Origin of the sequence: Pseudomonas glycinae (assembly GCF_001594225.2) — a bacterium.
Lineage (GTDB): Bacteria > Pseudomonadota > Gammaproteobacteria > Pseudomonadales > Pseudomonadaceae > Aquipseudomonas > Aquipseudomonas glycinae.
In genome coordinates this window covers 4,502,104-4,527,637 of record NZ_CP014205.2, presented here as the reverse complement: position 1 = coordinate 4,527,637, position 25,534 = coordinate 4,502,104, and the positions used below count along the sequence as shown (strand labels likewise).

The window sequence follows — 25,534 nt, the reverse complement described above, 5'->3', positions numbered from 1 at the left end:
GCCACACCGGCCCGCGCCGGCAAGGACTGTTTATGACTCAGCGACCGGGCAATCAATTGTTCGATGCCTACTTTACTGCCCGCGATATGCGCGACGTGTTCTGCGATCAGGGCCGGGTGCAGGCGATGCTCGACTTCGAAGCGGCGCTGGCCCGGGCCGAAGCGCGGGTCGGGTTGATTCCGGCGGGTGCTGTCGCGCCGATTGAAAATGCCTGCCGCGCCGGGCTGTTTGATTTCGCTGCACTGGGCGAGGCGATTGCCACGGCCGGCAATTCGGCGATTCCATTGGTCAAGGCGTTGGGCAAACAGATCGCCGCGACCGATGCCGAAGCCGAGCGCTACGTGCATCTGGGCGCCACCAGCCAGGACGTGATGGATTCCGGGCTGGTGCTGCAATTGCGTCAGGCGCTGGAATTGATTGAAAGGGAGCTGGCGCAACTGGCTGACTCCTTCGCCACTCAGGCGCAGCGCCATGCCGCGACGCCGCTGGCAGGACGTACCTGGCTGCAACATGCGACGCCGGTGACGCTCGGCATGAAGATCGCCGGTTGGCTCGGCGCGATCACGCGCAGCCGTCAGCGTCTGCGCGAGCTCAAACCGCGACTGCTGGTGCTGCAATTCGGCGGCGCGTCCGGCACCCTCGCGGCGCTCGGCGAACAGGCGTTGCCGATCGCCCAGGCGCTGGCCGAAGAACTGAATCTGACCCTGCCGGAACAACCGTGGCACACCCAGCGCGACCGCATCGTCGAGTTCGGCGCGGTACTCGGTCTGATCGCCGGCAGCCTTGGCAAATTCGGCCGCGACATCAGCCTGTTGATGCAGACCGAAGCGGCGGAAGTGTTCGAACCGTCGGCGCCGGGCAAGGGCGGTTCCTCGACCATGCCGCACAAGCGCAACCCGGTGGGCGCGGCGGTACTGATCGGTGCGGCGACCCGGGTGCCGGGGCTGGTCTCGACACTGTTCAGCGCCATGCCTCAGGAACATGAACGCAGCCTCGGTTTGTGGCACGCCGAATGGGAAACCCTGCCGGAGATCTGCTGCCTGGTGTCCGGCGCGCTGCAACAGGCGCGGCTGCTGGCCGATGGTCTGGAGATCGATGCCGCGCGCATGGCCCGCAACCTGGAACTGACTCAAGGTCTGGTGCTGGCCGAAGCAGTGAGCATCGTGCTTGCGCAACGGGTCGGCCGCGACACCGCGCATCATCTGCTCGAGCAATGCTGCAAACGGGCGGTGGCCGAACAGCGTCATCTGCGAGCGGTCCTCGGTGACGAGCCGCAGGTGACCGCCGAACTGAGCGCAACCGAACTGGATCATCTGCTCGATCCCGCCCATTACCTCGGTCAGGCACAGGTCTGGGTCGAGCGGGCAGTGGCCGAACACAACGCATTGTCTGACTGAAAGGAGAGGGCTGTGGCTTTCGTTCAACTCGCCGATGGCGAACTGCATTACACATTGGAAGGCCCGGTCGATACGCCGGTGCTGGTGCTGTCCAACTCGCTGGGCACCGACCTGCACATGTGGGACGTGCAGATGCCGGCCTTCACCGGACATTTTCGCGTGCTGCGTTTCGATACTCGCGGGCATGGCCAGTCGCTGGTGACGCCGGGCCCTTACAGCATCGAGCAACTGGGCCGCGACGTGCTGGCGCTGCTGGATGCGCTGCACATCGAACGCGCGCATTTCTGCGGGCTGTCGATGGGCGGCCTGATCGGCCAGTGGCTGGGGATCAATGCCGGCCAGCGTCTGAACAAACTGATCGTCTGCAACACGGCGGCGAAAATCGGCGATCCGTCGGTGTGGAATCCGCGCATCGAAACCGTGCTGCGCGACGGTCCGGCGGCGATGGTCGCGTTGCGCGATGCATCGATTGCCCGCTGGTTTACCCCGGACTTTTCGGCAGCCAATCCGGCAGCCGCGAAGCAGATCACCGACATGCTGGCCGCGACCCATCCTGAAGGTTACGCCGCCAACTGCGCAGCGGTACGCGATGCGGATTTCCGTGAGCAGTTGGCGTCGATCAAGGCGCCGCTGCTGGTGATCGCCGGTACCGAAGATGCGGTGACGCCACCGTCCGGCGGGCATTTCATTCAGGAACACGTGCGCGGCGCCGAGTACGCCGAGTTCTATGCGGCGCACCTTTCCAACGTTCAGGCCGGTGACGCGTTCAGCGACCGCGTGCTGACCTTTTTGCTGGCCGATTGAGGGGATTTCCGTGGACGAGAAACAACGTTACGACGACGGCATGCAAGTGCGCCGCGCGGTGCTCGGCGATGCTCACGTCGACCGCAGCCTGACCACGCTGACCGAGTTCAACTCGGAGTTCCAGGAGATGATCACCCGTCACGCCTGGGGCGACATCTGGACCCGCCCGGGCCTGCCACGCCACACCCGCAGCCTGATCACCATCGCCATGCTGATCGGCATGAACCGCGAAGGTGAACTGAAGTTGCACCTGCGGGCGGCGGCCAACAATGGCGTGAGCCGTGGCGAGATCAAGGAAGTGATCATGCAGAGCGCGATCTACTGCGGGATTCCGGCGGCGAATGCGACCTTTCATCTGGCCGAGTCGGTGTGGGATGAGCTGGGTACCGAATCCCGCGAGTGATCGTTGAACTCAAGGGATCGCAGTCTTCAACTGGCTGCGATCCTTTGAAAATCACACCTTGGCAACAATGAAAATCCGCTTGAACGCAAACAACGTATGGCCATTTTCCTCCTGCGGATAATGCGCATGCACCCGCATCAGGTAGTGATAAATGAAGCGCGCCTGTTCCTCTGACGTCAGCCCCTGCATCACCGGCCGCAGCGCCGACACCTTCACCCAGTCATAAACCGGCGATTTACCGTCGACCACCTGCAACTGCTCGGTTTCCCAGATATCCAGTGACTGGGTCAGCGGGGCCAGCAACCGGTAGTAATCCTCCAGCGACAACAACGGCCGCGCGGCCATGCGCTGGCGCAATTGTGCAGTGCCGATGGGGCGACCGCAGGGTCCGGCATCGTTGAGGGTGTCGAGCATCAGCTGATACCACAGCGCATCGCGCCAGTCCGGCATGTGCGCGGCGAGGCATCCACCGGGGTTTATGTGGCTGAGCAGACGGGGCAGCAGTTGCTCATGGTCGTCGATAAAGTGCAGCACGGCTGCGGCCAGCAGCAGGTCGGCCGATTGTTCGGGTTGCCAGTCGAGCAGGTTGCAATGCTGCCACGACGCCTTGATCGGCAGGCTGCGTGCCTGATCGAGCATCTGTGCCGAACTGTCGATGCCCCGCAACTGCGCCCCCGGCCAGCGTTCGGCCAACAGTTGCGTGGCAATCCCGGTGCCGCAACCGAGGTCATAAATGCGCTGAGGATTGTCCAGGTCTACGCGGCCGAGCAATTCAACGACCGGTTGTTGCCTGAGGCGGGAAAACTGCTGGTACGCCTTGGCGTCCCAGTCGGAGCAGGGCTTGCCCGGCGTTTCGAGTTTTACGCTCATGAGGTGATCCTCTCTGGCGAGTTAAAGTTGTCTTCCGATGACGTTGAGCGCTTTCAAGACAACGGCTACTCCTTTGCGTGTATCGCTGTCGTTCAACAGTTTGAGCAGTGCAACGACGCTTGGTGGCTGGTGTTGCGCGGCCACTTCAGCCTTCGCCAGACGCAGAGCATTGGCCATCTCCCAACTGCCGGCTGCCGCCTGTTCGACCAGCAAGGACAGCTTCTCCACCATGGCTTCATCCAACAGGTCGACCAGATCCGACAGCAGGGACAGCAGGTCGACAATGTTTTCCAGCCGTCCAGCGTCGATCAACGGTTGCAGTCTGGCCATCAGGGCGGTGTAGCCGGGTGTGGCCGACGGGGCTTCAGACTCTTTCATCAGCAATCACTCCTCCCTGTGCAGGGTCAAAGCATTCCTCGGGCCACCGCCCAGTACAGACCGCGATTGAAGCTGTTGCGCAGCAGGCCGCCAAGCTTGGTCGGTGGCGTCGGCAGTACATCGCTCCGATAGTTGTACCAAAGCGGCATTCCGGCATTCAGGCCCATTTGCGCAACGGCCTGAACGCGACCGTCATAGGCACTGATGGGGTGCCCCAGACGGATTTCGGCGGCGATGTTGTTGGCGATCACCGGTGCCTGGTTATGGCAGGCTCCACCGGCCTTGCTCACCGGCAGGTCAACGGTGTCGCCGATCACATAGACCCCGTCCAGGCCATAGACCTGCAGGGTTTCGTGGTTGGTCGGCAACCAGCCTTCGTTGTTGGGCGCCTGGGAAATTCCGGATTCCAGCACCGCATCCACGGCGCGGATCGGCGGGGTTGCCATCAGGATGTCGAACTGTTCGTCCGCGCCTTCATGGGAGTAGGCGATTTTTGCGTCGGGATCGACCTGGCTCAGGGTGAAACCGCGCCGATACTGGATGCCCGCTTTGTCGAAAATGCCCGGCAGGATCTCTCCGGTCGGGCGTTGCAGGAACAGACAGTTGCGCAACAGCTGGGCGGTAGTCGGGTAGGTGTAGATGATCTCCACGTTCTTGCGAACACCCCGACGACACAGAAAATCATGCAGCATGAGTGTCGTTTCTACCGGAGCAATACCGCATTGGTGCGGCACATTGGGAGTCTGCGGAAAAGACACGGTAATGAAAATCCGACCTTTTTCAATCGTGCTCAGACGTTGCGCCAGTTGGCGCGCCGGTTCGTATTGATAGAAATGGTCGCCGACCTCTTTCAACCCCTCGATGCGTTCCGGAGCGGGCACACAACCGGTGGCGATGACCAGAAAGTCGTAGACAAAAAACTTGCCGCTATGGGTTTTGAGGCGCTGGTTGTTGAAGTCGAACCGTATGACCTTTTCAACCTGAAAGTCGATTTCAGGTCGCAACAATGAGCGTTCCGGGCGTTTGAGTTCTTCCTTGAAAAACAGGTTGAACGCCACGTACATGAACGCAGGTTTGTAGTAATGATCGGGGGATTCCGACAGCAGGATGATCGAGACTTCGCCACGCAGGATTTCGGGATACAGCTTGCCGACCAATTGATTGGCCAGCATGGTTCCGCCTACGCCGCCACCGACGATCACTATTCGCTTTTTCATACCTGACCTCCATGGTCAAGGTGTGCTTCGCGTACAGCATCCGGAGATAACGGAAGGTAAATGGCTCCTACTGCAGGCTGGAGAATAAAAAGTACCGCTTAAATGTAACCGGGTCCTGGTGGCTTGCCAGACTCAAATGACCAGCGGTCAAAGACGGCGCTCGCCGGGAGCGCCGTTGTCACAGTCACAGCAAACTGATCGGATAGCTGACGATCAGGCGGTTCTCGTCGAACTCGTTGTTGCTGAAGTCGCGGCGCATGGTCGAGTTACGCCATCTGACGTTCAGGTTCTTCAGCGCGCCGCTCTGCACGGTGTAGCCCAGTTCCGATTCGCGCCCCCATTCCTTGCCGTCGGTGATGGTGCCGGTGTGGACGTTGTCGCCACTGATGTAGCGGTTCATCAGGGTCAGGCCGGGAACGCCGAGGGCGACGAAGTTGTAGTCGTGGCGGACCTGCCAGGAGCGTTCCTGCGCGTTGTCGTAACTGGCGTTGTAGCTGTCGTTGGCCAGGGTGCCGCCGCTGGTGCCGTTGACCCGCATCCAGGCGCTGTCGCCGGTGAGTTTCTGCAGGCCGACGTAGAAGGTGTGGCCACCGTATTTTGCCGAGAACATCCCCGACCAGGTCTTGTTGTCGAGCTCGCCGGCGCGGGCGCTGCCGTCGTCCTTGCCATAGAAGAAACCGAGGTTGGCCCCCAGGGTCCAGTCGCCGATTGGCTGGCTGTGGATCAGGTTGATGTATTGCTGGCTGTAGATGTCCTTGAGTTCGGCGTTCCACAGGCCGATCTGGGTGCGCTTGTCATTGAATACGTATTCGCCGCCCTGAAAGTTGAAGCGATCCGAGGTGAACGCGGCTTTGCCGGTCATCGACATGTCGCTCATGCTGCTGTCGTCGCGCGGGCTGTTGGCGCGGAACTGGCCGCCGTAAAGGGTCAGGCCATCGATTTCCTTCGAGGTGATCTGGCCGCCGCGAAAGGTCTGCGGCAGCGAGCGGCCGTCGTCCGAGCGCAGGATCGGCAACACCGGCATCCACTCGCCGACCTTCACTTCGGTTTGCGACAGCTTCGCCTTGAACGCGACGTTGGTGCGGCCGAAGTTGTCCGCCGGGCGTCCGTCATGATCCAGCGGCAACAACTGCGTGCCACCGGTGCCTTTGCCGCCATCGAGCTTCACCGAGTACAACCCCAGCACATCCATGCCGAACCCGACGGTGCCCTGGGTGAAACCGGATTTGGCGTCGAGGATGAAGTTCTGCGTCCACTCTTCAGCCTTGCCCTGAGCCTTGGTCGGGTTGGTGAAGTTGCGGTTGATGTAGAAGTTGCGCAGGTTCAGGTTGACCTTGGCCCCGTCGATAAAACCGGCTTCTTCAGCCGCAGCGGGCAGCGCGATGCCGGCGAGGGCGAGGGCGATCAGACCGGGAAGTGCGTAGGGCGCAGGGGAGGTTGTCATGGGCTCGGGTCTCTCTTGTTTTTTTGGGCGAACGGGAGCGCTGCGGCCGTTTTCTGAGGCGCAGGAATTCAATGGAATCAGGGGGCGAAGCGGCGGCGATCAGCCGGGAGGAGCAGGGCGCGGGAGCATGGTGTCGAACCTGTTGTTATTGGTTTTGTGGCTCGAATGGTGCGGGGCGCGGGCGAGGCGATTCAATCGGCGAAAGTGGAATTTGGGCGATTATCGAACGCAAGATTTGCGGGCAACAAAAAGCCCACCAAACGGTGGGCGTCTTGTATTCAGCAGATGATCAGAACAGCTTCATCTTCGGCGCTTCTTCTTTGAGCGGCTCGTTCTGCGCGGTCTGCGCATTCCAGCCACCGCCCAGGGCCTTGTACAGGTTGACCGCACTGGTCAGCTGCGCGAGGCGGTCGGTGATCAGCGATTGTTGTGCGCTGAACAGCTGACGCTGGGCATCAAGGAAGGTCAGGTTGCTGTCGACGCCAATGCGATAGCGACGCTCGGCCAGGCGGTAGTAATCCTGGTTGGCCTGAACGAAATCACGCTGTGCCTGCAACTGCTCGGTGTAGGTCTGGCGTGCGGCCAGGCCGTCGGCGACTTCCTGGAAGGCCGTTTGAATGGACTTCTCGTAGTTCGCCACGCCAATGTCCTTCTGGATCTTGGCGTAGTCGAGGCTGGCGCGCAGGCTGCCGGCGTTGAAGATCGGCAGGTTGATCTGCGGCTGGAACAGCCACGTGCCCGAACCGCCCTTGAACAGGCCGGACAGGTCCGGGCTCAGGCTGCCCGCGTTGGCGGTCAGGCTGATGCTCGGGAAGAACGCTGCACGGGCTGCGCCGATGTTGGCGTTGGCGGCCTTCAGGTTGTACTCGGCCTGCAGGATGTCCGGACGACGTTGCAGCAGATCCGACGGCAGACCGGCCGGCACATCGGCCAGCAGGTCATCCGACAGCGGCTTGGCCGCTTGCAGGTTGGCCGGGATGCCAGTGCCGAGCAGCAGGGTCAGGCTGTTTTCGTCCTGGGCCACCTGGCGGGTGTAACGCGCCAGTTGTGCCCGGGCGTTCTCGACCGAGGTGCGCGACTGCGCCAGGTCCAGCGCCGAGGCCACACCGACTTCATTGCTGCGACTGGTCAGCTTGTAGCTTTCCTCGAAGGCACCGAGGGTGTCCTGAGTCAGCTTGAGCAGTTCCTTGTCGGCCTGCCAGGTCAGGTAGGCGTTGGCCACGCTTGCCACCAGGCTGATCTGGGTGCTGCGGCGCGCTTCTTCGGTGGCGAAGTATTGTTGCAGCGCTTGTTCGCTCAGGCTGCGAACCCGACCGAACAGGTCGAGTTCGTAGGCGCTGATGCCGACGGTGGCGGAGTAGGAGCTGGTGATGCTCGACTCGCCGGTCTGCGACGCACGGGCCGGAACCCGCTGACGGCTGCCGCTGGCATTGGCCGACACGGCCGGGAACAGATCAGCACGCTGGATGCGGTATTGAGCCGCATAGGCGTCGATGTTCAGCGCCGCGACACGCAGGTCGCGGTTGTTTTCCAGGGCCACCTGGATCAGCTGCTGCAGGGCAGGGTCGTGGAAAAACTGCTTCCAGCCCTGCTCGGCAGCGGCCTGTGCCGGTGCCTGGGCCGGCGAGTACGCCGGGCCCTGCGGGAATTGCGCGGCCACCGGTGCTTCCGGCTGCTGATAATCCGGTATCAGCGAGCAACCGCTCAGCACGAAGGCGGCGACTGCGATGGAGAGTAGCGACTTGCTCATTGGCCAGCCTCTTTAGGAGTTTCTATGGCGTCATCCTTGCCGGCGTTTTTGCGCTGACCCATGGACGACACAGTGACGAAGAACAGTGGAACCCAGAAAATCGCCAGGATCGTTGCGGTGAGCATACCGCCAATCACGCCGGTACCGATCGCGTGTTGACTGCCCGAGCCTGCGCCGGTGGAGATAGCCAACGGTACAACACCGAGGACGAAGGCCAGCGACGTCATGATGATCGGTCGCAGACGCATGCGGCAGGCTTCGATGGCCGCATCGCGCAGACTGCGTCCCTGCTCGTGCAATTCCTTGGCGAACTCGACGATCAGAATGGCGTTTTTAGCCGCAAGACCAATGGTCGTCAACAGACCCACCTGGAAGTACACGTCGTTCGACAGACCGCGCAGGCTGGTGGCCATCAGCGCACCGATGATCCCCAGCGGTACCACGAGCATGACCGCGATCGGAATCGACCAGCTTTCATACAGCGCCGCCAGACACAGGAACACCATCAGCAGCGACAGGGCGTACAGCGCCGGAGCCTGCGAGCCGGAGAGTCGTTCTTCATACGACAGACCGGTCCACGAGATACCCACACCGGCCGGCAGCTTCTTGGCGATCGCCTCGACTTCGGCCATCGCTTCACCGGTGGAATAACCCGGCGCCGGGGCACCAAGGATCTCGACCGCTTCAACGCCGTTGTAACGCGCCAGCTTTGGCGAACCGTAGATCCACTCGCCCTTGGCGAACGCGGAGAAAGGAACCATGGTGCCGGAGGCGTTACGCACGTACCACTTCTTCAGGTCTTCCGGGCTCATGCGCGAATCTGGCCGGCCCTGCACGTACACCTTCTTCACCCGACCGCGGTCGATGAAGTCGTTGACGTAGCTACTGCCCAATGCAATCGACAGGGTGTTGTTGATGTCGGAGATGGTGATGCCCAGGGCACTGGCCTTCTCGTCATCGATTTCCAGCTGGAATTGCGGCTCGTCGTTCAGACCGTTCGGACGGACCTGCGTGAGCACCTTGCTCTGCGCGGCCATGCCGAGGAACTGGTTGCGTGCAGCCATCAACTTCTCGTGACCGATACCGGCGCGGTCCTGCAGGAACACGTCGAAACCGGTGGCGTTACCCAGCTCCAGTACGGCCGGCGGGGCGAAGGCGAACACCATCGCATCGCGGAAGCTGAAGAAGTGCTGCTGGGCGCGGGCGGCGAGTTTGAACACGCTGTTGTCGGCGTTACGTTCGTCCCACGGCTTGAGCATGATGAACGCCATACCCGAGCTCTGGCCACGGCCGGCGAAGTTGAAGCCGGTCACGGTGAACACCGAGGCGACTGCGTCGCCTTCACCGCCATCCTTGGTCGGACGCAGCAGGAATTCACGCATTTCATCCACCACCACCTGAGTGCGCTGGGCACTGGAACCGGCTGGCGTCTGCACCTGGGCGAACAGAACGCCCTGGTCTTCTTCCGGCAGGAACGCGGTCGGAATGCGGGTGAACAGCCAGATCATGCCGATCACGATCAGCAGGTAGGCCAGCAGATACGGCGCCTTGCGCGACAACATGTTGCCGACACCGCGCTCGTAGCTGTTGACGCCACGGTCGAAATTGCGGTTGAACCAGCCGAAGAAACCTTTTTTCGGCGTGCCGTGCTCACCGTGCGGAATCGCCTTGAGCATGGTGGCGCACAGCGCCGGGGTGAAGATCAGCGCGACCAGTACCGACAAGGCCATGGCCGACACGATGGTGATCGAGAACTGCTTGTAGATCACACCGGTGGAGCCGCTGAAGAACGCCATCGGCAGCAATACCGCCGACAGCACCAGGGCGATACCGACCAGGGCGCCTTGGATCTGGCCCATGGATTTTTTGGTCGCTTCCTTCGGTGACAAGCCTTCTTCGCTCATCACCCGCTCGACGTTTTCCACCACAACGATGGCGTCGTCCACCAGCAAACCGATGGCCAGCACCATGCCGAACATGGTCAGGGTGTTGATGCTGAAGCCGGCCGCCGCGAGGATGCCGAATGTACCGAGCAGTACCACCGGCACGGTCATCGTGGTGATGACGGTGGCGCGGAAGTTCTGCAGGAACAGGAACATCACCAGGAACACCAGCGCAATCGCTTCGACCAGGGTGTGAACCACACCTTTGATCGACTCGGTCACCACCGGGGTGGTGTCGTACGGGAACACCACTTCCATGCCTTGCGGGAAGAACGGCTTGAGGTCGTCAATCGTCTTGCGCAGTGCCTTGGCGGTGTCGAGAGCGTTGGCGCCGTTTGCCAGTTTCACCGCCAGACCGGAAGCCGGGCTGCCGTTGAACTGGGCGCTGATCGCATAGTTCTCGCCACCCAGGCCGACGTCGGCGACGTCTTTCAAGCGAACCTGCGAGCCGTCCTTGTTGACCTTGAGCAGAATCTCTTTGAACTGCTCGGCAGTCTGCAGACGGGTCTTGCCGATGATCGTGGCGTTCAGCTGCTGGCCCTGCACGGCAGGCAAGCCACCGAGCTGACCGGACGACACCTGGACGTTCTGCGCCGCAATCGCGGTTTTCACGTCGACCGGGGTCAGGTTGAAGTTGTTCAACTTGGCCGGGTCGAGCCAGATGCGCATTGCGTACTGGGCACCGAAGACCTGGAAGTCACCGACACCGGCGGTCCGCGAGATCGGGTCCTGCATGTTCGACACGATGTAGTTGGACAGGTCGTCCTTGGTCATGCTGCCGTCACGCGACACCACGCCGATCACCAGCAGGAAGTTCTTCACTGCCTTGGTCACGCGGATACCCTGTTGCTGCACTTCCTGCGGCAGCAGCGGGGTGGCCAGGTTCAGCTTGTTCTGGACCTGAACCTGCGCGGTGTCGGAGTTGGTGCCTTGCTCGAAGGTCGCGGTGATGGTCATGCTGCCGTCGGAGTTACTTTCCGAGGACACATAACGCAGGTTGTCGATACCGTTGAGCTGCTGCTCGATCACTTGCACCACGGTGTCCTGAACCGTCTGTGCCGAAGCACCCGGGTAGGTCACGGAGATTGCAATGGCCGGTGGCGCAATGCTCGGGTACTGGTTGATCGGCAGTTTCAGGATCGAAAGTGCCCCGACCAGCATGATCACCAGGGCAATTACCCAGGCGAAAATCGGACGGTCGATGAAAAATTTTGACATGGATTACTCCCCTTTGCCGCCGGCGGCTTTGTCAGCTGCCTGAGCGGGGGCCGGGTTCTTGTTGCCGACGTTGGTCGCTTCGGTCGGTTTGACCTCAACACCCGGTTTGACGAATTGCAGCCCTTCGGTGATCAGGCGATCGCCGGCCTTCAGGCCGTCTTCGATCAGCCACTGGCTGCCGACAGTACGGCTGGCCTTGAGCTGACGCAGTTCGACCTTGTTGTCCGGGCCGACGACCAGTGCGGTCGGGGTGCCTTTGAGGTCGCGGGTCACGCCTTGCTGCGGTGCGAGGATCGCGGCGCTGTTCACACCGGCCTGCAACTGTGCGTGGACGAACATGCCTGGCAGCAGGGTGTGATCCGGGTTCGGGAACACGGCGCGCAGGGTCACGGAACCGGTGGTCTGATCGACCGACACTTCGGAGAATTCCAGCTTACCGTCGAGCTTGTACTGGCTGCCGTCTTCCAGGGTCAGCTTGACCGCAGCGGCGTTGTCGCCAGCCTTTTGCAGGCGGCCACTTTCCAGTTCGCGGCGCAGTTCCAGCAATTCGACCGAGGACTGGGTGACGTCGACGTAGATCGGGTCCAGTTGCTGGATCACGGCCATCGCGTCGGCCTGTCCGTTGCTGACCAGCGCGCCTTCGGTCACCGAAGAGCGGCCAATACGACCGGAGATCGGTGCGTAGACCTTGGTGTAACGCACGTTGATCTGTGCGGTCTGCAACGACGCTTCCGATTGCAGGCGGTTGGCCACGGCGGTGTCGTATTCCTGACGGCTGACGGCCTGCTCGTCGACCAGTTGCTTGTAGCGGTCGGAGATCGACTTGGTCGAACGCAGGTTGGCTTCGGCGCTTTTCAGGGTCGCTTCATAGACCGACGGATCGATCTGATACAGCTGCTGGCCGGCTTTGACATCGGCGCCTTCCTTGAACAGACGCTTGAGAATGATGCCGTTGACCTGCGGACGAACTTCGGCGATGCGGAACGCGCTGGTGCGGCCCGGCAATTCGGAAGTCAGGGTAAAGGCTTGTGGTTGCAGGGTGACGACGCCGACCTGAGGAGGTGGTGCGGCGGGAGCCGCCTCTTCCTTTTTACATCCGCTGAGCAGCGATGCCAGGGCGACGGCAGTGACCAGAGCGGTAACAGCTGGCTTGAATTGCATGAAGATCCTCGGGTCAGGCGCGCGAAAAGCGCACAAGAAGTGTGGAAGGGTAAAAAAGGGTTACCGGGTGGATAAGTAGCTTGCTAATGAATATACTTACGTTCATGGTTGTTTGTAAACACCTTGGCGTCGTATCCACCCTGTTACAAAAGTCGTCGCAAGGTCTGAAATTGTAGGCCGGGGAGCCGATCCGCGAGAGATCGACCCTTTTTTATTCAGCGGATATTCAGCCATCCCTGAAACATCCTGTTTGAGGTTTTACTGCCATGGTTCGTCGTACCAAAGAGGAAGCTCAGGAAACGCGCAGCCAGATTCTCGAAGCGGCCGAAAAAGCCTTCTATGAGCGGGGCGTGGCTCGCACGACCCTGTCGGATATCGCGACTCTGGCCGGGGTGACGCGCGGTGCGATCTATTGGCACTTCAGCAACAAGGCCGATCTGTTGCAAGCCATGCTCGATACCCTGCATGAGCCGCTGGACGAACTGGCCAAGGCCAGCGAAAGCGAGGACGAACCCGATCCGCTGGGCTGCATGCGCCAATTGCTGATTCATTTGTTTCATCAAGTTGCGCTGGACCCGAAGACCCGACGTATCAAAGAAATTCTGTTTCATAAGTGCGAGTTCACCGATGAAATGTGCGACCTGCGCCAGCAGCGCCGGACCGCCAGCCTGGATTGCAATGTGCGGATCGCGCTGACATTGAGTAATGCAGTCAATCGTGGGCAGTTGCCGGCAGACCTCGACACCGCCCGGGCAGCCATCAGCATTCACGCCTATATCGACGGCCTCCTTTATGGATGGCTCCTGGCGCCGGACAGCTTCGAGCTGTACGCCGAGGCCGAGCGCTGGGTCGATACCGGGCTGGACATGCTGCGCTGGAGCCCCAGCCTGCGCAAATGAAACAAAATTCGTTGTTGGATCAGTTTGTGTCAATGACGGAGGAGGGTGAAGATCCCTGTTCACTCGCCTCGCTGCAATGGGATGCTTTTATATACCTCTGCGGTGCGGGTTGATATGTAGCGAGCTACGTATTTTGTAGGGATTTTGTGTCGAGCCTGTGAACGAATGTGAGCGAGTCACCCGTCCGGCGACCAATAAAAAGCCCCCGATTCTCACGAGTCGGGGGCTTTTGTGGTTCTGCGGTGTGGCTTACAGGGTCGGGTAGTCGAGGTAGCCGACCGCGCCTTTACCGTAGAAGGTTTCCGGGTGCGGTTCGTTCAGCGGCGCATCGGCCTTCAGACGGGCCGGCAGGTCCGGGTTGGCAATGAACGGGATACCGAATGCCACGGCGTCAGCCTTGCCCTCGGCCAGCCACGCGTTGGCGCTGTCCTTGGTGAAGCGTTCGTTGGCGATGTACGCGCCGCCGAAGGCTTCTTTCAGTTGTGGGCCGAGGCTGTCGGCGCCTTCTTTCTCGCGGGAGCAGATGAAGGCGATGCCACGCTTGCCCAGTTCGCGGGCGACGTAGGTGAAGGTTTCGGCCAGGTTGTCGTCACCCATGTCGTGGGAGTCGGCGCGTGGTGCCAGGTGTACGCCGACACGGCCGGCGCCCCAGACTTCGATCGCAGCGTCAGTCACTTCCAGCAGCAGGCGGGCACGGTTTTCCAGGGAGCCGCCGTAGATGTCGGTGCGCTGATTGGTGCTGCTTTGCAGGAACTGGTCGAGCAGGTAGCCGTTGGCGCCGTGGATTTCCACGCCGTCGAAACCGGCTGCCTTGGCGTTTTCCGCGCCGACGCGGTAAGCGTCGACGATGTCGGCGATTTCAGCGGTTTCCAGCGCACGCGGGGTTGGATAGTCGGCCAGCGGGCGAACCAGGCTGACATGGCCTTTTGGCTGGATGGCGCTCGGTGCAACCGGCGTTTCGCCATTCAGGTACGTCGGGTGGGAGATCCGGCCGACGTGCCACAGTTGCAGGACGATCTTGCCGCCGGCGGCGTGAACGGCTTTGGTCACGTTGGTCCAGCCGCGCACCTGGTCGTTGGACCAGATGCCCGGGGTGTCCGGGTAGCCGACGCCCATCGGGGTCACCGAGGTGGCTTCGCTAAGGATCAGGCCGGCCGAGGCGCGTTGTACGTAGTACTCGGCCATCAGCGCGTTCGGTACGCGGCCTTCGTCGGCGCGGCAGCGGGTCAGCGGCGCCATGATGATGCGGTTGGACAGCTCGAGGTCGCCCAGTTTGATCGGATCGAAAATTGTTGCCATGAGATACAACCCTCGTGAGGTAAGTGAGTGAATCAGTTAGCGGTGGCCAGCTCGGGATTGCCGTTCTGGCGGAATGTGATCAGGGTCACCAGCAGGGCCAGGACCGCGAGTGCTGCGGCGGCGAGAGGCACGCTGGTCAGGCCGTAGCCGTGGGCGATGACGCTGCCGCCGACCCAGGCGCCGAGGGCGTTGCCGACGTTGAAGGCGCCGATGTTCAGGGTCGACACCAGGTTCGGTGCGGCCTGGCCGTAGGTCACGACGTTCACTTGCAGGGCCGGCACGGCGGCGAAGCACGCGGTGGCCCAGAGGAACAGGGTGATCTCGGTCGGGATCAGCGCGATGCTGGTCCAGGTCAGGACGGTGGAGGTCACGGCCATGGCGATGAACACGCCGATCAGCGTCGCGGCCAGGCCCTTGTCAGCCAGTTTGCCGCCGATGATGTTGCCGACAGTCAGGCCCAGGCCGATGAGCATCAGGGTCCAGGTCACGCCACGGGGCGAAACACCGGTGACATCGCCCAGCAGCGGTGCGACGTAGGTGAACAACGTGAACACCGAGGCGGCGAATAGCGCGGTCATGCTCAGCGACAGCCAGATGCCGGCGCCCTTGAGCGCGGCCAGTTCGGCGCGCATGTCGAGTTTTTCTTCGTCACGCTTGGCCGGCAGGAAGCGGATCAGGCCGATCAGCGCGATCACACCGATTACGGTCACTGCCCAGAAGGTCGAGCGCCAGCCGGCTTCCTGACCGAGGGCGGTGCCCAGCGGTACGCCCAGCACGTTGGCCAGGGTCAGGCCGGTGAACATCAGGGCTACGGCCGAAGCGCGTTTGTTCGGTGCCACCAGATTGGCCGCGACCACCGAACCGATGCCGAAGAACGCACCGTGGCACAGAGCGGTGACGACTCGGGCGAACATCAGCACGTTGTAGTCAGTGGCGATGGCGCAGAGCAGGTTGCCGATAATGAAAATGCCCATCAGCGTAACCAGTGCAGCCTTGCGCGGCAGTTTTGCAGTGGCCATTGCCATGAACGGTGCACCAATCGCCACGCCCAGGGCGTAGCCGGTCACCAGCCAGCCGGCACCGGGAATCGACACACCGAGGTCAGCCGCCACATTGGGCAGCAGGCCCATGATGACGAACTCGGTGGTGCCGATGGCGAAGGCGCTCAAGGCGAGTATGAGAAGCGAGAGGGGCATCGTTGGATCCTTTTGGCTGGCTGACGTTAAGGGTCAGAGCTCTTTGCTGAGGGTGCTGAGGAACGCCTGGATCACGTCCTCGTTGCGTTTGAAAAAGTGCCACTGGCCGGCTTTCTGACTGCTGATCAGCCCGGCCCGTTGCAGGGTGGCCAGGTGGGCGGAGACGGTCGATTGCGACAGGCCGCAGCGTTGATCGATCTGCCCGGCGCAGATGCCGTACTCGTGGTTGTGGATCTGTTCCGGAAACTGGGCTTTCGGGTCTTTCAGCCAGTTGAGGATGTCTCGCCGTACTGGGTGTGCCAGGGCTTTTATTATTTCGTCGAGGTCAATGTTCATGGCTGGGTGCTCGTGATGTGTGTAGCGCTATATCGCGATGAGGCGAACTTTAAATCGGTACTTCGCGATATACCAATATGAATTTGATCTGATGACCGCATAAATCGGTATATCGGGTTATAACGATATGTGAGGTGTAAACAAACGCGGGCGCGGTGCTAAGCTGCGCCCATGAACTATCTCGCACATTTACACCTCGGTGGCCAGCGCCCCGGTCAACTGCTCGGCAGTCTGTATGGCGACTTCGTCAAAGGGCGGCTGCAAGGGCAGTTCGACCCGGAGATCGAAGCGGCGATTGCCCTGCACCGGCAGATCGACGTGTTCACCGATCGCCACCCGCTGGTGGATGCCTCACTGGCGCGGTTTTCCACGACCCGCCGCCGTTACGCGGGCATTGTCCTCGATGTGTTTTTCGACCATTGCCTGGCGCGGGACTGGACGCAGTACGCCGACCGGCCGCTGGGCCAATTCACCACCGACGTTTACCGCGTGCTGTCCAGCGAGCGGCAATTGCCCGAGCGCCTGGCGAGGATCGCCCCGCACATGGTGGCCAATGACTGGTTGGGCTCGTATCAGGAGTTCGAAGTGCTGGAGCAGGTATTACGCGGGATCTCCCGGCGCCTGACCCGGCCTGAAGAACTGGCGGGGGCGATGGAGGAATTGCGCCGGTTGTATGAACCGTTGAGCGAGGACTTTCGTTTGTTCTACCCACAGCTGCAGGACTTTGCCGGCCGGCAGCTGTAGATAGATGTCGCCGATCAGGCGGCGATCAGATCGCGGGCGTGTTGCGCTTCGACCGGTTTGAGCACATCACCGAACAAGGCTTTCTGCACCGCTTGCTGGGCCTCGTACGCCAATGCCGCGCGCTCCCGGCCCTGGCAGGCAATCGGTTTGAGCAGATGAATCTCGACATCGCCGCAATCGTTGCTGAACAGGCGCATCAGGTGCGACAGCAGATCATCGTCACCAATGAACGGTGCCAGCGAATCGATCTTGCCGTCGCGCAGATAACGGATCGCCACCGGTTGCAGCTTCACCTCGGAATCGATTGCCGCCGACAGCAGGCGACCATGAAAGGTGCGCAGCGAACGGCCGTCGGTGGTGGTGCCTTCCGGGAACATCAGCAGCGGATGATCGGTTTGCAGGTGACGGGTCATCTGCTTGCGGATCAACTGGCTGTCGCCCGAACCGCGACGGATGAACAGGCTGCCGGCCTTCGCCGCCAGCCAACCGGCCACCGGCCAGGTGCGCACTTCAGCCTTGGACAGAAACGACAGCGGCGTGAGCATGCCGAGCAGCGGAATGTCGGTCCACGACACATGGTTGCTGACCCACAGCATCGGCTGTTTCGGCAGCTCGCCATGCACGGTCACGCGAAAGGGCAGGGCATTGCTCAACCGCGCCATGAAAAAACGCGACCAGCGCTGCCGACGCTCCATCGAATGGGCCAGCCCCAGACGTTCGAAAACCCCGAAGACACTGGCCATGCTCAAGCCCAGCGTCACCACCAGCAGCACTCGCGCGATCCGCGCATACACCCGCAGCCGGCCCATCACACGGCCGCCTTGAAGTGCTTGGCGTAGCGCGGGCAGAGTTCGTCGCGCTTGAGCAGGATGAACACGTCGGCGACCTGGAAATCTTCGTCCCAGCACGGCTCGCCGCAGATCTTCGCGCCCAGGCGCATGTAGGCCTTGAGCAGCGGCGGCATTTCGGCGATCACGTTCGACGGAATGTCGAGGCTCGGCAGCGGATTCTTCGGCTCGGCGCGCAGGTGTTCGGTGCACAGATAACGTTCGCGCAGACGCTGCATGATCGCGTGGGCCTGTACACCGCCGTCCTGCATCGGGATGCTCGCGCAACCCATCAGGTAGCTGTAGCCGCCCTGATTCAGGACTTCGGCCAGTTCGCCCCACAGCACGGCGATGGTGCCGCCGTTGCGGTAGGCCGGGTCGACGCAGGTGCGGCCGATTTCCAGGATTGGGCCTTGCAGACCGGCGAGGCCGTGCAGGCTGAATTCTTCTTCGCTGTAGAACTTGCCCAGGCTGCTGGCGGCGGTGTGATCGAGCAAACGGGTGGTCGCCACCAGGCGGCCGGTGTTCAGGTCACGCACGCCGATGTGGCTGCAGTGAACATCATAGTCATCCATGTCCAGACCCAGCTCCGCGCCGTTCAGCTTGGCGTTGAACTCGCCGCTGAACACGTTGAAGCGCAAGGCCTGGGCTTGCTGCAAGGCCTCGGCGCCGATCAGGCGTTCGGCTTGCAGGCGGCGTTCATTGCCGGTGTCGCTGATGCGGGCGATCTGAGTCATGTGAATCTCCGTACGGGCCTTGAACCCGTCATGGGTTGCAGCCGATCGACTTTCTTTATGCAGCCGTGTTGTGCAAAGTCAGGCTATGTAGCCCCGGTGTCATCGCCATGAATGTTTGGTGATGCTTATATGACAGCCCACGAGGAGCCTCTGATGACCTGGTCGACCCTGCTGGAATGCCGCGAACGCCTGCCCGCCGTTGCCGATCTGGCGGAGGGCTTCGCCACGTTGCTGCAGCAACTGGGCAGCGTGACGCCGTTCGAACTGGCGGTGGCGGGAGGGCGGCGGATGGCGACGCCGGGGCTGGCGTTTCTGGTGGGTTATCAGGCGGCGCTGCGCATGCTCTGGCCGAGCGCGCCGCCGAGCCTCGGGGCGTTGTGTGCGACCGAGCAGCGCAGCCTGCGCCCGGCGAACATGCAGACCCGGCTCACGGATCTGCGCCTCACCGGGCAAAAGGATTTCGTCACTGCCGGCGATGCGGCGGACTGGCTGCTGATTGCTGCCCGCAGTGAGCAACCCGGCGAATCACCGCGCCTGAGCCTGGCGGTGGTGTATCCCGGCGAACCCGGCGTGCGGGTGGAAAAACTCCCGGCGCTGCCGTTGATGCCGGACATCAGCCATGGTCGGCTGCATCTCGACGATGCGTTGTGTGAGTTACTTGCCGGGGACGGTTGGGATGCTTACGTCAAACCGTTCCGCACCCTTGAAGACGTATACGTTTTGAGCGCAATGACCGCGTGGTTGTACGGCGTCGGTCAGGACAGCGGCTGGCCGCAGCCGCTGCAATTGCGCCTGCTGGCGCTGTTGGCCGGTTGCGCGGAAGTCAGTCGCCAGCCGCCGAACAATCCCGCCGGGCATGTGTTGCTCGGTGGTTTGTTTGCGCAGTTCGACGGGCTTAAAACGGAAGTCGATCAGGCCCTGCGCAACGGCGATCCTGAGTGGGCGGCGATGTGGCAGCGCGATCAGTCGGTCATGCAACTGGCGGCGGGCGCGCGGGCCAAACGCCTGGCCAAGGCGTTGGCGGTGGACTGACCGACCTCATCGCTGGCAAGCCAGCTCCCACACAATCGCTGGTGTACAGGCTATCAATGGCAATCCTCTACCCCTGTGGGAGCTGGCTTGCCAGCGTTGGCGATCTCATGGGCAGCCGAAATCTCAAATCTGTCATCAACCCTGACTACCCTCAGCAGGTTCTCCCCAAGAGCCCTCACCATGTTCAAAGGCCTGTCCCTGTTTCTGCTGCTGATCAGCTTCACGGTTCAGGCCGAACAATGGCCGGGCGAGCAGTGGCCGACCGGCCCGAAACTCACCAGCCCGGCCGTCGATGCATTGGAGGCCTACACCTTCCCGACCCGCGATGACAGCACCCGAAAAGGCATCCGCACCGACGCCTTGCTGGTGATCCGTGACGGCCAGCTCATCTACGAACGCTACGCCGCCGCGACCGCCGCCGACACCCCGCACCTGACCTGGTCGATCAGCAAAAGCCTGATGGCCACGGTGCTCGGCGTGGCGTACGGCGAAGGCCTGTTCAAGCTCGATGACGCGGCGGCAACGTTCTACCCGGCGCTGGAAAAGCACCCGGCCATCACCCTCAAAGATCTGCTGCACTGGGCCTCGGGCATCGACTGGCAGGAAGACTACGAATACGCCCCATTGAAATCCTCGGTGGTGGCGATGCTCTACACCCGTGGCCACCGCGACATGGCCGCCTTCACCGCCGATCACGACAGCTACGCACCGGCGGGTCAGGCGTTCCGCTATTCCAGCGGCGACAGCAATCTGTTGGCCGCCGCACTGAAAACCATCGTCGGCCCACAGCGTTATCCGGACTATCCGTGGACTGCGCTTTTCGATCCCTTGGGCATCCGCCATGCCGCCTGGGAAACCGACGAGACGGGCACCTTCGTCGCCTCTTCTTACGCTTATATGAGCGCCCGGGATCTGGCGCGAATCGGCCTGCTGATGGAACGTGACGGACGCTGGAACGACCGGCAGTTGTTGCCCAAAGACTGGGTCGCCTTCAACCGCCAACCCTTTGCCGGCTACAAGGCCCATCAGGACGAAGCCGTGCCCGGCGGCCAGTGGTGGCTCAATCGCCCGGCAGACGGCGCGCCCTCTCCATGGCCCGACGCACCGCCCGACACCTTCGCCGCCCTCGGCCACTGGGGCCAGGCGCTGTACGTGATCCCGAGCGAAAAACTGGTGATCGTGCGCTACGCCGATGACCGCGACGGCAGCTATCGCCACAACGAATTACTCAAGCGCGTGCTCGGGGCGGTGCGGCCATGAAACTGTTCAGACGCATCCTGCTGGTGCTGTTGGTCGTGCTGCTGGGCTGGGGCTGGCACGAGCGCGAAAACCTGTGGGCCTTCCCGGACATCATCAGCGCTTACACCGCCAAGGAATATTGTTCGTGCCGCTACGTCATGAACAACGACGCTGAATATTGCCGGGGCTACGTGAAGCAGTGGCTGCCCAGTGAACTGACCGATGACCGCACACAAAAAATCGTCACCGCCAGCGGCCTGGGACGCAGCAACAGCGCCCAATGGCAGGGCGAACGCCAGGGCTGTCGCCTCAATCCATGATTCAGACCCGATTGGCAAACCACTGAAAAACTCTGTGGGAGCGGGCTTGCCCGCGATTGCGGTGTGTCAGGCGCCGAAAATGTCACTTGTGCCGGCGCTATCGCTGGCAAGCCAGCTCCCACAGGATGGGTAAAGCTTGTGGTTCCACCCTGTGGAACCACAATCGATTGTCCTCTCGCGTGTCTCGCGGTTATCTGGCGGTGAGCACGACCTGCCGTTCACGTGTCGTGAAACAACACCGAACAAAAAGACCGGGAACACCCGCGCGAGGAGAACCGTCATGCCCCGACATCAGCACATTCTGGCTTGGCTCAACGATGTGGCCAGCGACCTGCACGCCACCCGCCAGGACATTCACGCCCACCCTGAACTCGGTTTCGAAGAAAGCCGCACCTCGGCGCTGGTCGCCCGGTCGCTCGAAGACTGGGGTTATGAAGTCCACACCGGCGTCGGCAAGACCGGCGTGGTCGGTGTGCTGCGCAACGGCAGCAGCTCACGCAAACTCGGGCTGCGGGCCGACATGGATGCGCTGCCGATCATCGAGAACACCGGCGTTGCCTACAGCAGCCGGCATCAAGGCTGTATGCACGCCTGCGGGCATGACGGGCACACCGCGATGCTGCTCGGTGCGGCGCGTTATCTGGCCGCGACCCGTCAGTTCGACGGCACCCTGACGCTGATTTTCCAGCCCGCCGAAGAGGGCCAGGGCGGGGCGGAAGCGATGCTCGCCGATGGCCTGCTCGAACGTTTTCCGTGCGATGCGCTGTTCGGCATGCACAACATGCCGGGCCTGCCAGCGGGGCATCTGGGCTTTCGCGAAGGGCCGATGATGGCTTCGCAGGACTTGCTCACAGTGACGATTGAAGGCGTCGGCGGCCACGGCTCGATGCCGCATCTGGCGGTGGATCCGCTGGTCGCCGCAGCCAGTGTGGTGATGGCTTTGCAAACCGTGGTCGCGCGCAACATCGATGCGCAGCAGGCGGCGGTGGTAACGGTCGGCGCATTGCAGGCCGGCGAAGCGGCGAACGTGATTCCGCAACAGGCGATCCTGCGCCTGAGCCTGCGTGCGTTGAATGCCGAAGTCCGTGTTCAGACACTGGACCGCGTACGCTCGATCATCGAAGCGCAGGCCGAGAGCTTCGGCTGCACCTCGACCATCGAACACCGTCCGGCCTATCCGGTGCTGGTCAACCACGCCGCCGAAACCGAGTTCGCCCGTCAGGTCGGTGTCGAACTGGTCGGCACCGATGCCGTCGATGGCAACACACCCAAACTGATGGGCAGCGAAGACTTTGCCTGGATGCTCCAGCGCTGCCCCGGCGCGTACCTGTTCATCGGCAACGGCGTGGCGCGGCCGATGGTGCATAACCCTGCCTACGATTTTAACGACGACATCCTGCTGACCGGCGCGGCGTATTGGGGCGCGCTCACCGAGAGCTGGCTCAAGCCGGCCTGATTTCTTCACTTTTTGCTGCCGCTGGAACGCAGGTGCGCACGCGCCTGCGTGGTCAACCCACAGCTTCTGGAGAATCCCCATGCAGACTTCGAACGCAGGCGTTTCGCGCACCCGGCAAGTGGTCGCCGCCGTCATCGGCAACGCCCTGGAATGGTACGACTTCATCGTTTACGGCTTTCTGGCGAGCATCATCGCCCGGCAGTTTTTCCCGTCCGACGACGACTACGCTTCGCTGCTGATGGCGCTGGCGACTTTCGGCGTCGGCTTTTTCATGCGCCCGGTGGGCGGCATCCTGCTCGGCATCTACTCCGACCGCAAAGGTCGCAAAGCCGCGATGCAGATGATCATCCGCCTGATGACCGTGTCCATCGCCCTGATCGCGTTCGCGCCGAACCACGCCGCCATCGGCATGGGCGCGCCGTTGCTGATCGTGGTGGCGCGGATGCTTCAGGGTTTTGCCACGGGCGGTGAATACGCCAGCGCCACGGCGTTTCTGGTGGAGAGCGCGCCGGCCCATCGCAAGGGCCTGTACGGTTCCTGGCAACTGGTCGGGCAATGCCTGGCGGTGTTCAGCGGCGCGGCGATGGTGGCGCTGGTCACGCACCTGTTTTCCCCCGAGGCGCTGGACAGTTGGGGCTGGCGGATTCCGTTTGTGCTCGGCCTGTTGATCGGTCCGGTGGGCTTGTGGATTCGCAAGCACATGGAGGAACCGGAAGAGTTTCTCGAAGCGCGCAAGAAAGCCAAAGGCGCCGCGCCGGGTCTGTGGCAGGTACTGCGCGAACATCGCCGCAGCCTGCTGGTATCGATGGGCCTGGCGTGCGGGGCGACGGTGTCGTTTTACGTGGTGCTGGTGAACATGCCGACCTTCGCCCACAAGAACCTCGGTCTGCCGCTGGACCAGGTGTTGCTGGTGCAGATGCTTGCGGTGGGGTTGATGACCGTGGTGATTCCGTTCTCCGGCGCCCTGTCGGATCGCCTCGGTCGGCGGCCGGTGCTGATGGCCTTCACCCTGGCGTTTTTCGTCATGGTCTATCCGCTTTACGTGTGGGTGGCGGCGGCGCCTTCGATCGAGCGTTTGCTGGTGATGCAACTGCTGCTGTGCGCGGCGATTGGCGGATTCTTCGGCCCGGCCCCGACGGCATTGGCCGAGCAGTTCCCGATCGAAGTGCGCTCCACCGGCGTGTCCGTGGCCTACAACGTGGCGGTGATGGTGTTCGGTGGTTTTGCGCCGCTGATCGTCACCTGGCTGAGTAAAGTTCTGAACACCCCGGTGGCGCCGTCGTTCTATGTCTTGTTCGCTTGCCTGCTGACCCTGCTCGGTACTTACTGTTTGCAGGAGGCACCACGCGCGAAGAAATCCGTTGCGCTCAACCTGGGAGTGAAACCGTGAGTCCGTTAGCCATTGATCCGATTGTCACCCTCGACGCCGATGCGTTGTCCCGGGCGATCCATGCCCGCAAGATGTCGTGCCGTGAGGTGATGCAGGCCTACCTGACGCACATTGATCGCTTCAATCCGGCGGTCAATGCGCTGGTTTCGCTGCGCCCGCAAGACGTGCTGCTGCGCGAGGCCGATGAATGCGATCGGCAACTGGATCGCGGCGAGTCCCGAGGCTGGATGCACGGCATGCCCCAGGCGATCAAGGACCTGGCGGCCACCGCCGGGTTGCGCACGACCCTCGGCTCGCCACTGTTCGCCAATCAAGTGCCGCAGCACGACGCGATCAGCGTGGCGCGGGTTCGCGACTGCGGCGCGATCATCATCGGCAAGAGCAACGTCCCGGAATTCGGCCTCGGTTCGCAGACCTACAACAGCGTGTTCGGCACCACCAGCAACGCCTATGATCCGAGCCTGATCGCCGGCGGCAGCAGCGGCGGGGCCGCGGTGGCACTGGCCCTGCGCCTGCTGCCGGTGGCCGACGGCAGTGACATGATGGGCTCGCTGCGCAACCCGGCGGCGTTCAACAACGTGTTCGGTTTCCGCCCGTCCCAGGGCCGCGTGCCCCACGGGCCGATGCCGGAAGTGTTCGTCCAGCAACTGGCCACCGAAGGACCGATGGGGCGCACGGTCACCGACGTCGCGCGATTGCTCTCGACCCAGGCCGGCTACGATCCGCGCGTGCCGCTGTCGCTGGCTGATGAACCACGGGATTTCGGGCTGGATCTGCAACAGGACTGCAGCGGCCTGCGCCTCGGCTGGCTCGGCGATTACAACGGCTATCTGCCGATGGAAGACGGCGTGTTGAGCCTGTGCGAATCGGCGCTGGCGGATTTCAGTGCGCTGGGTTGCCACGTCGAGGCCTGTCAGCCGGACTTTTCCATGGAACGCCTGTGGCAGAGCTGGCTCATCCACCGGCATTTTCTGGTGCAGGGCAGCCTCGGCGCGGCGTATGCCGATCCGCAAAAGCGGGCGTTGCTCAAACCCGAAGCGCAATGGGAAATCGAAGGCGGTTTGCGTCTGACCGCTGCCGAGGTCTATCAGGCGTCGGTCGCGCGCAGTGAGTGGTATCGCGCGTTGAGCGAGTTATTCGAGCGTTACGATTTCCTGCTGTTGCCCACCGCCCAAGTGTTCCCTTTTGATGCACAGCAAGCATGGCCGCGAGTCGTCGGCGGGCGGACCATGGACACCTATCACCGCTGGATGGAGGTGGTGATCGGCCCGACCCTGGCGGGGCTGCCGAGCATCAGCGTGCCGGTCGGTTTCAACCCGGCCGGGCTGCCGATGGGCCTGCAAATCATCGGTCCGGCCCAGGCGGATCGGGCGGTGCTGCAACTGGCCTACGCCCATGAACAGTTGACCCGCTGGGTCGAACGGCGACCGCCGGCATGCCTGCAATCAGCCTGAGCGGCCCGCATCTTGCTGCA

The 25,534-nt window shown here is 62.3% G+C and carries 23 protein-coding genes; 11 read left to right on the top strand and 12 right to left on the bottom strand.

What is annotated here, in order from left to right:
• The first annotated feature begins 32 nt into the window (after nucleotides 1–32).
• The 3 genes from AWU82_RS20675 to pcaC are packed head-to-tail and all read left to right on the top strand — an operon-like array spanning nucleotide 33 to nucleotide 2,604.
• Nucleotides 33–1,397: a 3-carboxy-cis,cis-muconate cycloisomerase gene (locus AWU82_RS20675; RefSeq protein WP_064382959.1), complete on the top strand. Its 1,365-nt coding sequence runs from the start codon at nucleotides 33–35 to the stop codon at nucleotides 1,395–1,397.
• A gap of 12 nt (nucleotides 1,398–1,409) precedes the next feature.
• The gene (gene pcaD, locus AWU82_RS20670) at nucleotides 1,410–2,201 is read left to right on the top strand and encodes a 3-oxoadipate enol-lactonase (protein ID WP_064382960.1); all 792 of its coding nucleotides are present in this window, start codon (nucleotides 1,410–1,412) and stop codon (nucleotides 2,199–2,201) included.
• A 10-nt stretch (nucleotides 2,202–2,211) separates the two neighbouring features.
• Entirely contained in the window at nucleotides 2,212–2,604 is a 393-nt protein-coding gene (pcaC, locus tag AWU82_RS20665) for a 4-carboxymuconolactone decarboxylase (protein WP_011332825.1), read from the top strand.
• Between the two features lie 51 nt (nucleotides 2,605–2,655).
• Here the strand turns inward: pcaC and AWU82_RS20660 are convergent, their stop codons facing one another.
• The 7 genes from AWU82_RS20660 to emhA all read right to left on the bottom strand — a co-directional run bounded on the left by AWU82_RS20660 (nucleotide 2,656) and on the right by emhA (nucleotide 12,585).
• Nucleotides 2,656–3,474 (bottom strand): methyltransferase domain-containing protein, encoded by an 819-nt coding sequence (locus AWU82_RS20660; protein ID WP_064382961.1) that lies wholly within the window; start codon nucleotides 3,472–3,474, stop codon nucleotides 2,656–2,658.
• A 21-nt stretch (nucleotides 3,475–3,495) separates the two neighbouring features.
• On the bottom strand, nucleotides 3,496–3,852 hold the full coding sequence (locus tag AWU82_RS20655) for a helical membrane plugin domain-containing protein (RefSeq protein ID WP_064382962.1): 357 nt from the start codon (nucleotides 3,850–3,852) through the stop codon (nucleotides 3,496–3,498).
• A gap of 26 nt (nucleotides 3,853–3,878) precedes the next feature.
• Nucleotides 3,879–5,069, bottom strand: coding sequence for an NAD(P)/FAD-dependent oxidoreductase (locus tag AWU82_RS20650; RefSeq protein WP_064382964.1), 1,191 nt, complete (start codon nucleotides 5,067–5,069; stop codon nucleotides 3,879–3,881).
• Between the two features lie 184 nt (nucleotides 5,070–5,253).
• Nucleotides 5,254–6,513: an OprD family porin gene (locus AWU82_RS20645; protein WP_064382966.1), complete on the bottom strand. Its 1,260-nt coding sequence runs from the start codon at nucleotides 6,511–6,513 to the stop codon at nucleotides 5,254–5,256.
• A 289-nt stretch (nucleotides 6,514–6,802) separates the two neighbouring features.
• Nucleotides 6,803–8,263 (bottom strand): efflux RND transporter outer membrane subunit EmhC, encoded by a 1,461-nt coding sequence (gene emhC / locus AWU82_RS20640; protein WP_064382967.1) that lies wholly within the window; start codon nucleotides 8,261–8,263, stop codon nucleotides 6,803–6,805.
• Nucleotides 8,260–11,424: an efflux RND transporter permease subunit EmhB gene (gene emhB / locus AWU82_RS20635; protein ID WP_064382970.1), complete on the bottom strand. Its 3,165-nt coding sequence runs from the start codon at nucleotides 11,422–11,424 to the stop codon at nucleotides 8,260–8,262. The genes emhC and emhB overlap by 4 nt, the downstream gene beginning before the upstream one ends.
• A 3-nt stretch (nucleotides 11,425–11,427) precedes the next feature.
• On the bottom strand, nucleotides 11,428–12,585 hold the full coding sequence (emhA, locus tag AWU82_RS20630) for an efflux RND transporter periplasmic adaptor subunit EmhA (protein ID WP_064382971.1): 1,158 nt from the start codon (nucleotides 12,583–12,585) through the stop codon (nucleotides 11,428–11,430).
• A gap of 266 nt (nucleotides 12,586–12,851) precedes the next feature.
• Between emhA and AWU82_RS20625 the strand changes: the two genes are divergently transcribed.
• Nucleotides 12,852–13,484, top strand: a complete 633-nt coding sequence (locus AWU82_RS20625) for a TetR family transcriptional regulator (protein ID WP_064382974.1) — start codon at nucleotides 12,852–12,854, stop codon at nucleotides 13,482–13,484.
• 249 nt (nucleotides 13,485–13,733) lie between these two features.
• On the opposite strand, the gene AWU82_RS20620 is transcribed toward AWU82_RS20625, so the two are convergent.
• The 3 genes from AWU82_RS20620 to AWU82_RS20610 are packed head-to-tail and all read right to left on the bottom strand — an operon-like array spanning nucleotide 13,734 to nucleotide 16,315.
• Nucleotides 13,734–14,783, bottom strand: a complete 1,050-nt coding sequence (locus AWU82_RS20620) for an alkene reductase (RefSeq protein ID WP_064382977.1) — start codon at nucleotides 14,781–14,783, stop codon at nucleotides 13,734–13,736.
• A 32-nt stretch (nucleotides 14,784–14,815) separates the two neighbouring features.
• Nucleotides 14,816–15,979: an MFS transporter gene (locus AWU82_RS20615; RefSeq protein ID WP_011332833.1), complete on the bottom strand. Its 1,164-nt coding sequence runs from the start codon at nucleotides 15,977–15,979 to the stop codon at nucleotides 14,816–14,818.
• A 33-nt stretch (nucleotides 15,980–16,012) separates the two neighbouring features.
• Nucleotides 16,013–16,315, bottom strand: coding sequence for an ArsR/SmtB family transcription factor (locus AWU82_RS20610; RefSeq protein ID WP_007957866.1), 303 nt, complete (start codon nucleotides 16,313–16,315; stop codon nucleotides 16,013–16,015).
• A gap of 171 nt (nucleotides 16,316–16,486) precedes the next feature.
• On the opposite strand from AWU82_RS20610, the gene AWU82_RS20605 reads away from it, so the two are divergent.
• Nucleotides 16,487–17,059 (top strand): acyl carrier protein phosphodiesterase, encoded by a 573-nt coding sequence (locus tag AWU82_RS20605; protein ID WP_064382979.1) that lies wholly within the window; start codon nucleotides 16,487–16,489, stop codon nucleotides 17,057–17,059.
• Nucleotides 17,060–17,073: 14 nt separating this feature from the next.
• On the opposite strand, the gene AWU82_RS20600 is transcribed toward AWU82_RS20605, so the two are convergent.
• Nucleotides 17,074–17,868, bottom strand: coding sequence for a lysophospholipid acyltransferase family protein (locus tag AWU82_RS20600; protein ID WP_064382980.1), 795 nt, complete (start codon nucleotides 17,866–17,868; stop codon nucleotides 17,074–17,076).
• Nucleotides 17,868–18,623: an L-ornithine N(alpha)-acyltransferase gene (gene olsB / locus AWU82_RS20595; RefSeq protein WP_007957877.1), complete on the bottom strand. Its 756-nt coding sequence runs from the start codon at nucleotides 18,621–18,623 to the stop codon at nucleotides 17,868–17,870. Before olsB ends, AWU82_RS20600 begins: the two co-directional genes overlap by 1 nt.
• A gap of 153 nt (nucleotides 18,624–18,776) precedes the next feature.
• Between olsB and AWU82_RS20590 the strand changes: the two genes are divergently transcribed.
• The 6 genes from AWU82_RS20590 to AWU82_RS20565 all read left to right on the top strand — a co-directional run bounded on the left by AWU82_RS20590 (nucleotide 18,777) and on the right by AWU82_RS20565 (nucleotide 25,514).
• Nucleotides 18,777–19,655, top strand: coding sequence for an acyl-CoA dehydrogenase middle domain-containing protein (locus tag AWU82_RS20590; RefSeq protein ID WP_064382982.1), 879 nt, complete (start codon nucleotides 18,777–18,779; stop codon nucleotides 19,653–19,655).
• Between the two features lie 180 nt (nucleotides 19,656–19,835).
• Nucleotides 19,836–20,915, top strand: coding sequence for a serine hydrolase domain-containing protein (locus tag AWU82_RS20585; protein ID WP_064382983.1), 1,080 nt, complete (start codon nucleotides 19,836–19,838; stop codon nucleotides 20,913–20,915).
• Complete coding sequence (locus AWU82_RS20580) at nucleotides 20,912–21,214, top strand: hypothetical protein (protein WP_064382984.1); 303 nt, start codon at nucleotides 20,912–20,914, stop codon at nucleotides 21,212–21,214. The genes AWU82_RS20585 and AWU82_RS20580 overlap by 4 nt, the downstream gene beginning before the upstream one ends.
• A 280-nt stretch (nucleotides 21,215–21,494) precedes the next feature.
• Nucleotides 21,495–22,670, top strand: a complete 1,176-nt coding sequence (locus AWU82_RS20575; protein ID WP_064382986.1) for a M20 aminoacylase family protein — start codon at nucleotides 21,495–21,497, stop codon at nucleotides 22,668–22,670.
• A gap of 79 nt (nucleotides 22,671–22,749) precedes the next feature.
• Nucleotides 22,750–24,060 (top strand): citrate-proton symporter, encoded by a 1,311-nt coding sequence (locus AWU82_RS20570; protein ID WP_064382988.1) that lies wholly within the window; start codon nucleotides 22,750–22,752, stop codon nucleotides 24,058–24,060.
• Complete coding sequence (locus tag AWU82_RS20565; RefSeq protein WP_064382990.1) at nucleotides 24,057–25,514, top strand: amidase; 1,458 nt, start codon at nucleotides 24,057–24,059, stop codon at nucleotides 25,512–25,514. Before AWU82_RS20570 ends, AWU82_RS20565 begins: the two co-directional genes overlap by 4 nt.
• The last annotated feature ends 20 nt before the right edge of the window (nucleotides 25,515–25,534 follow it).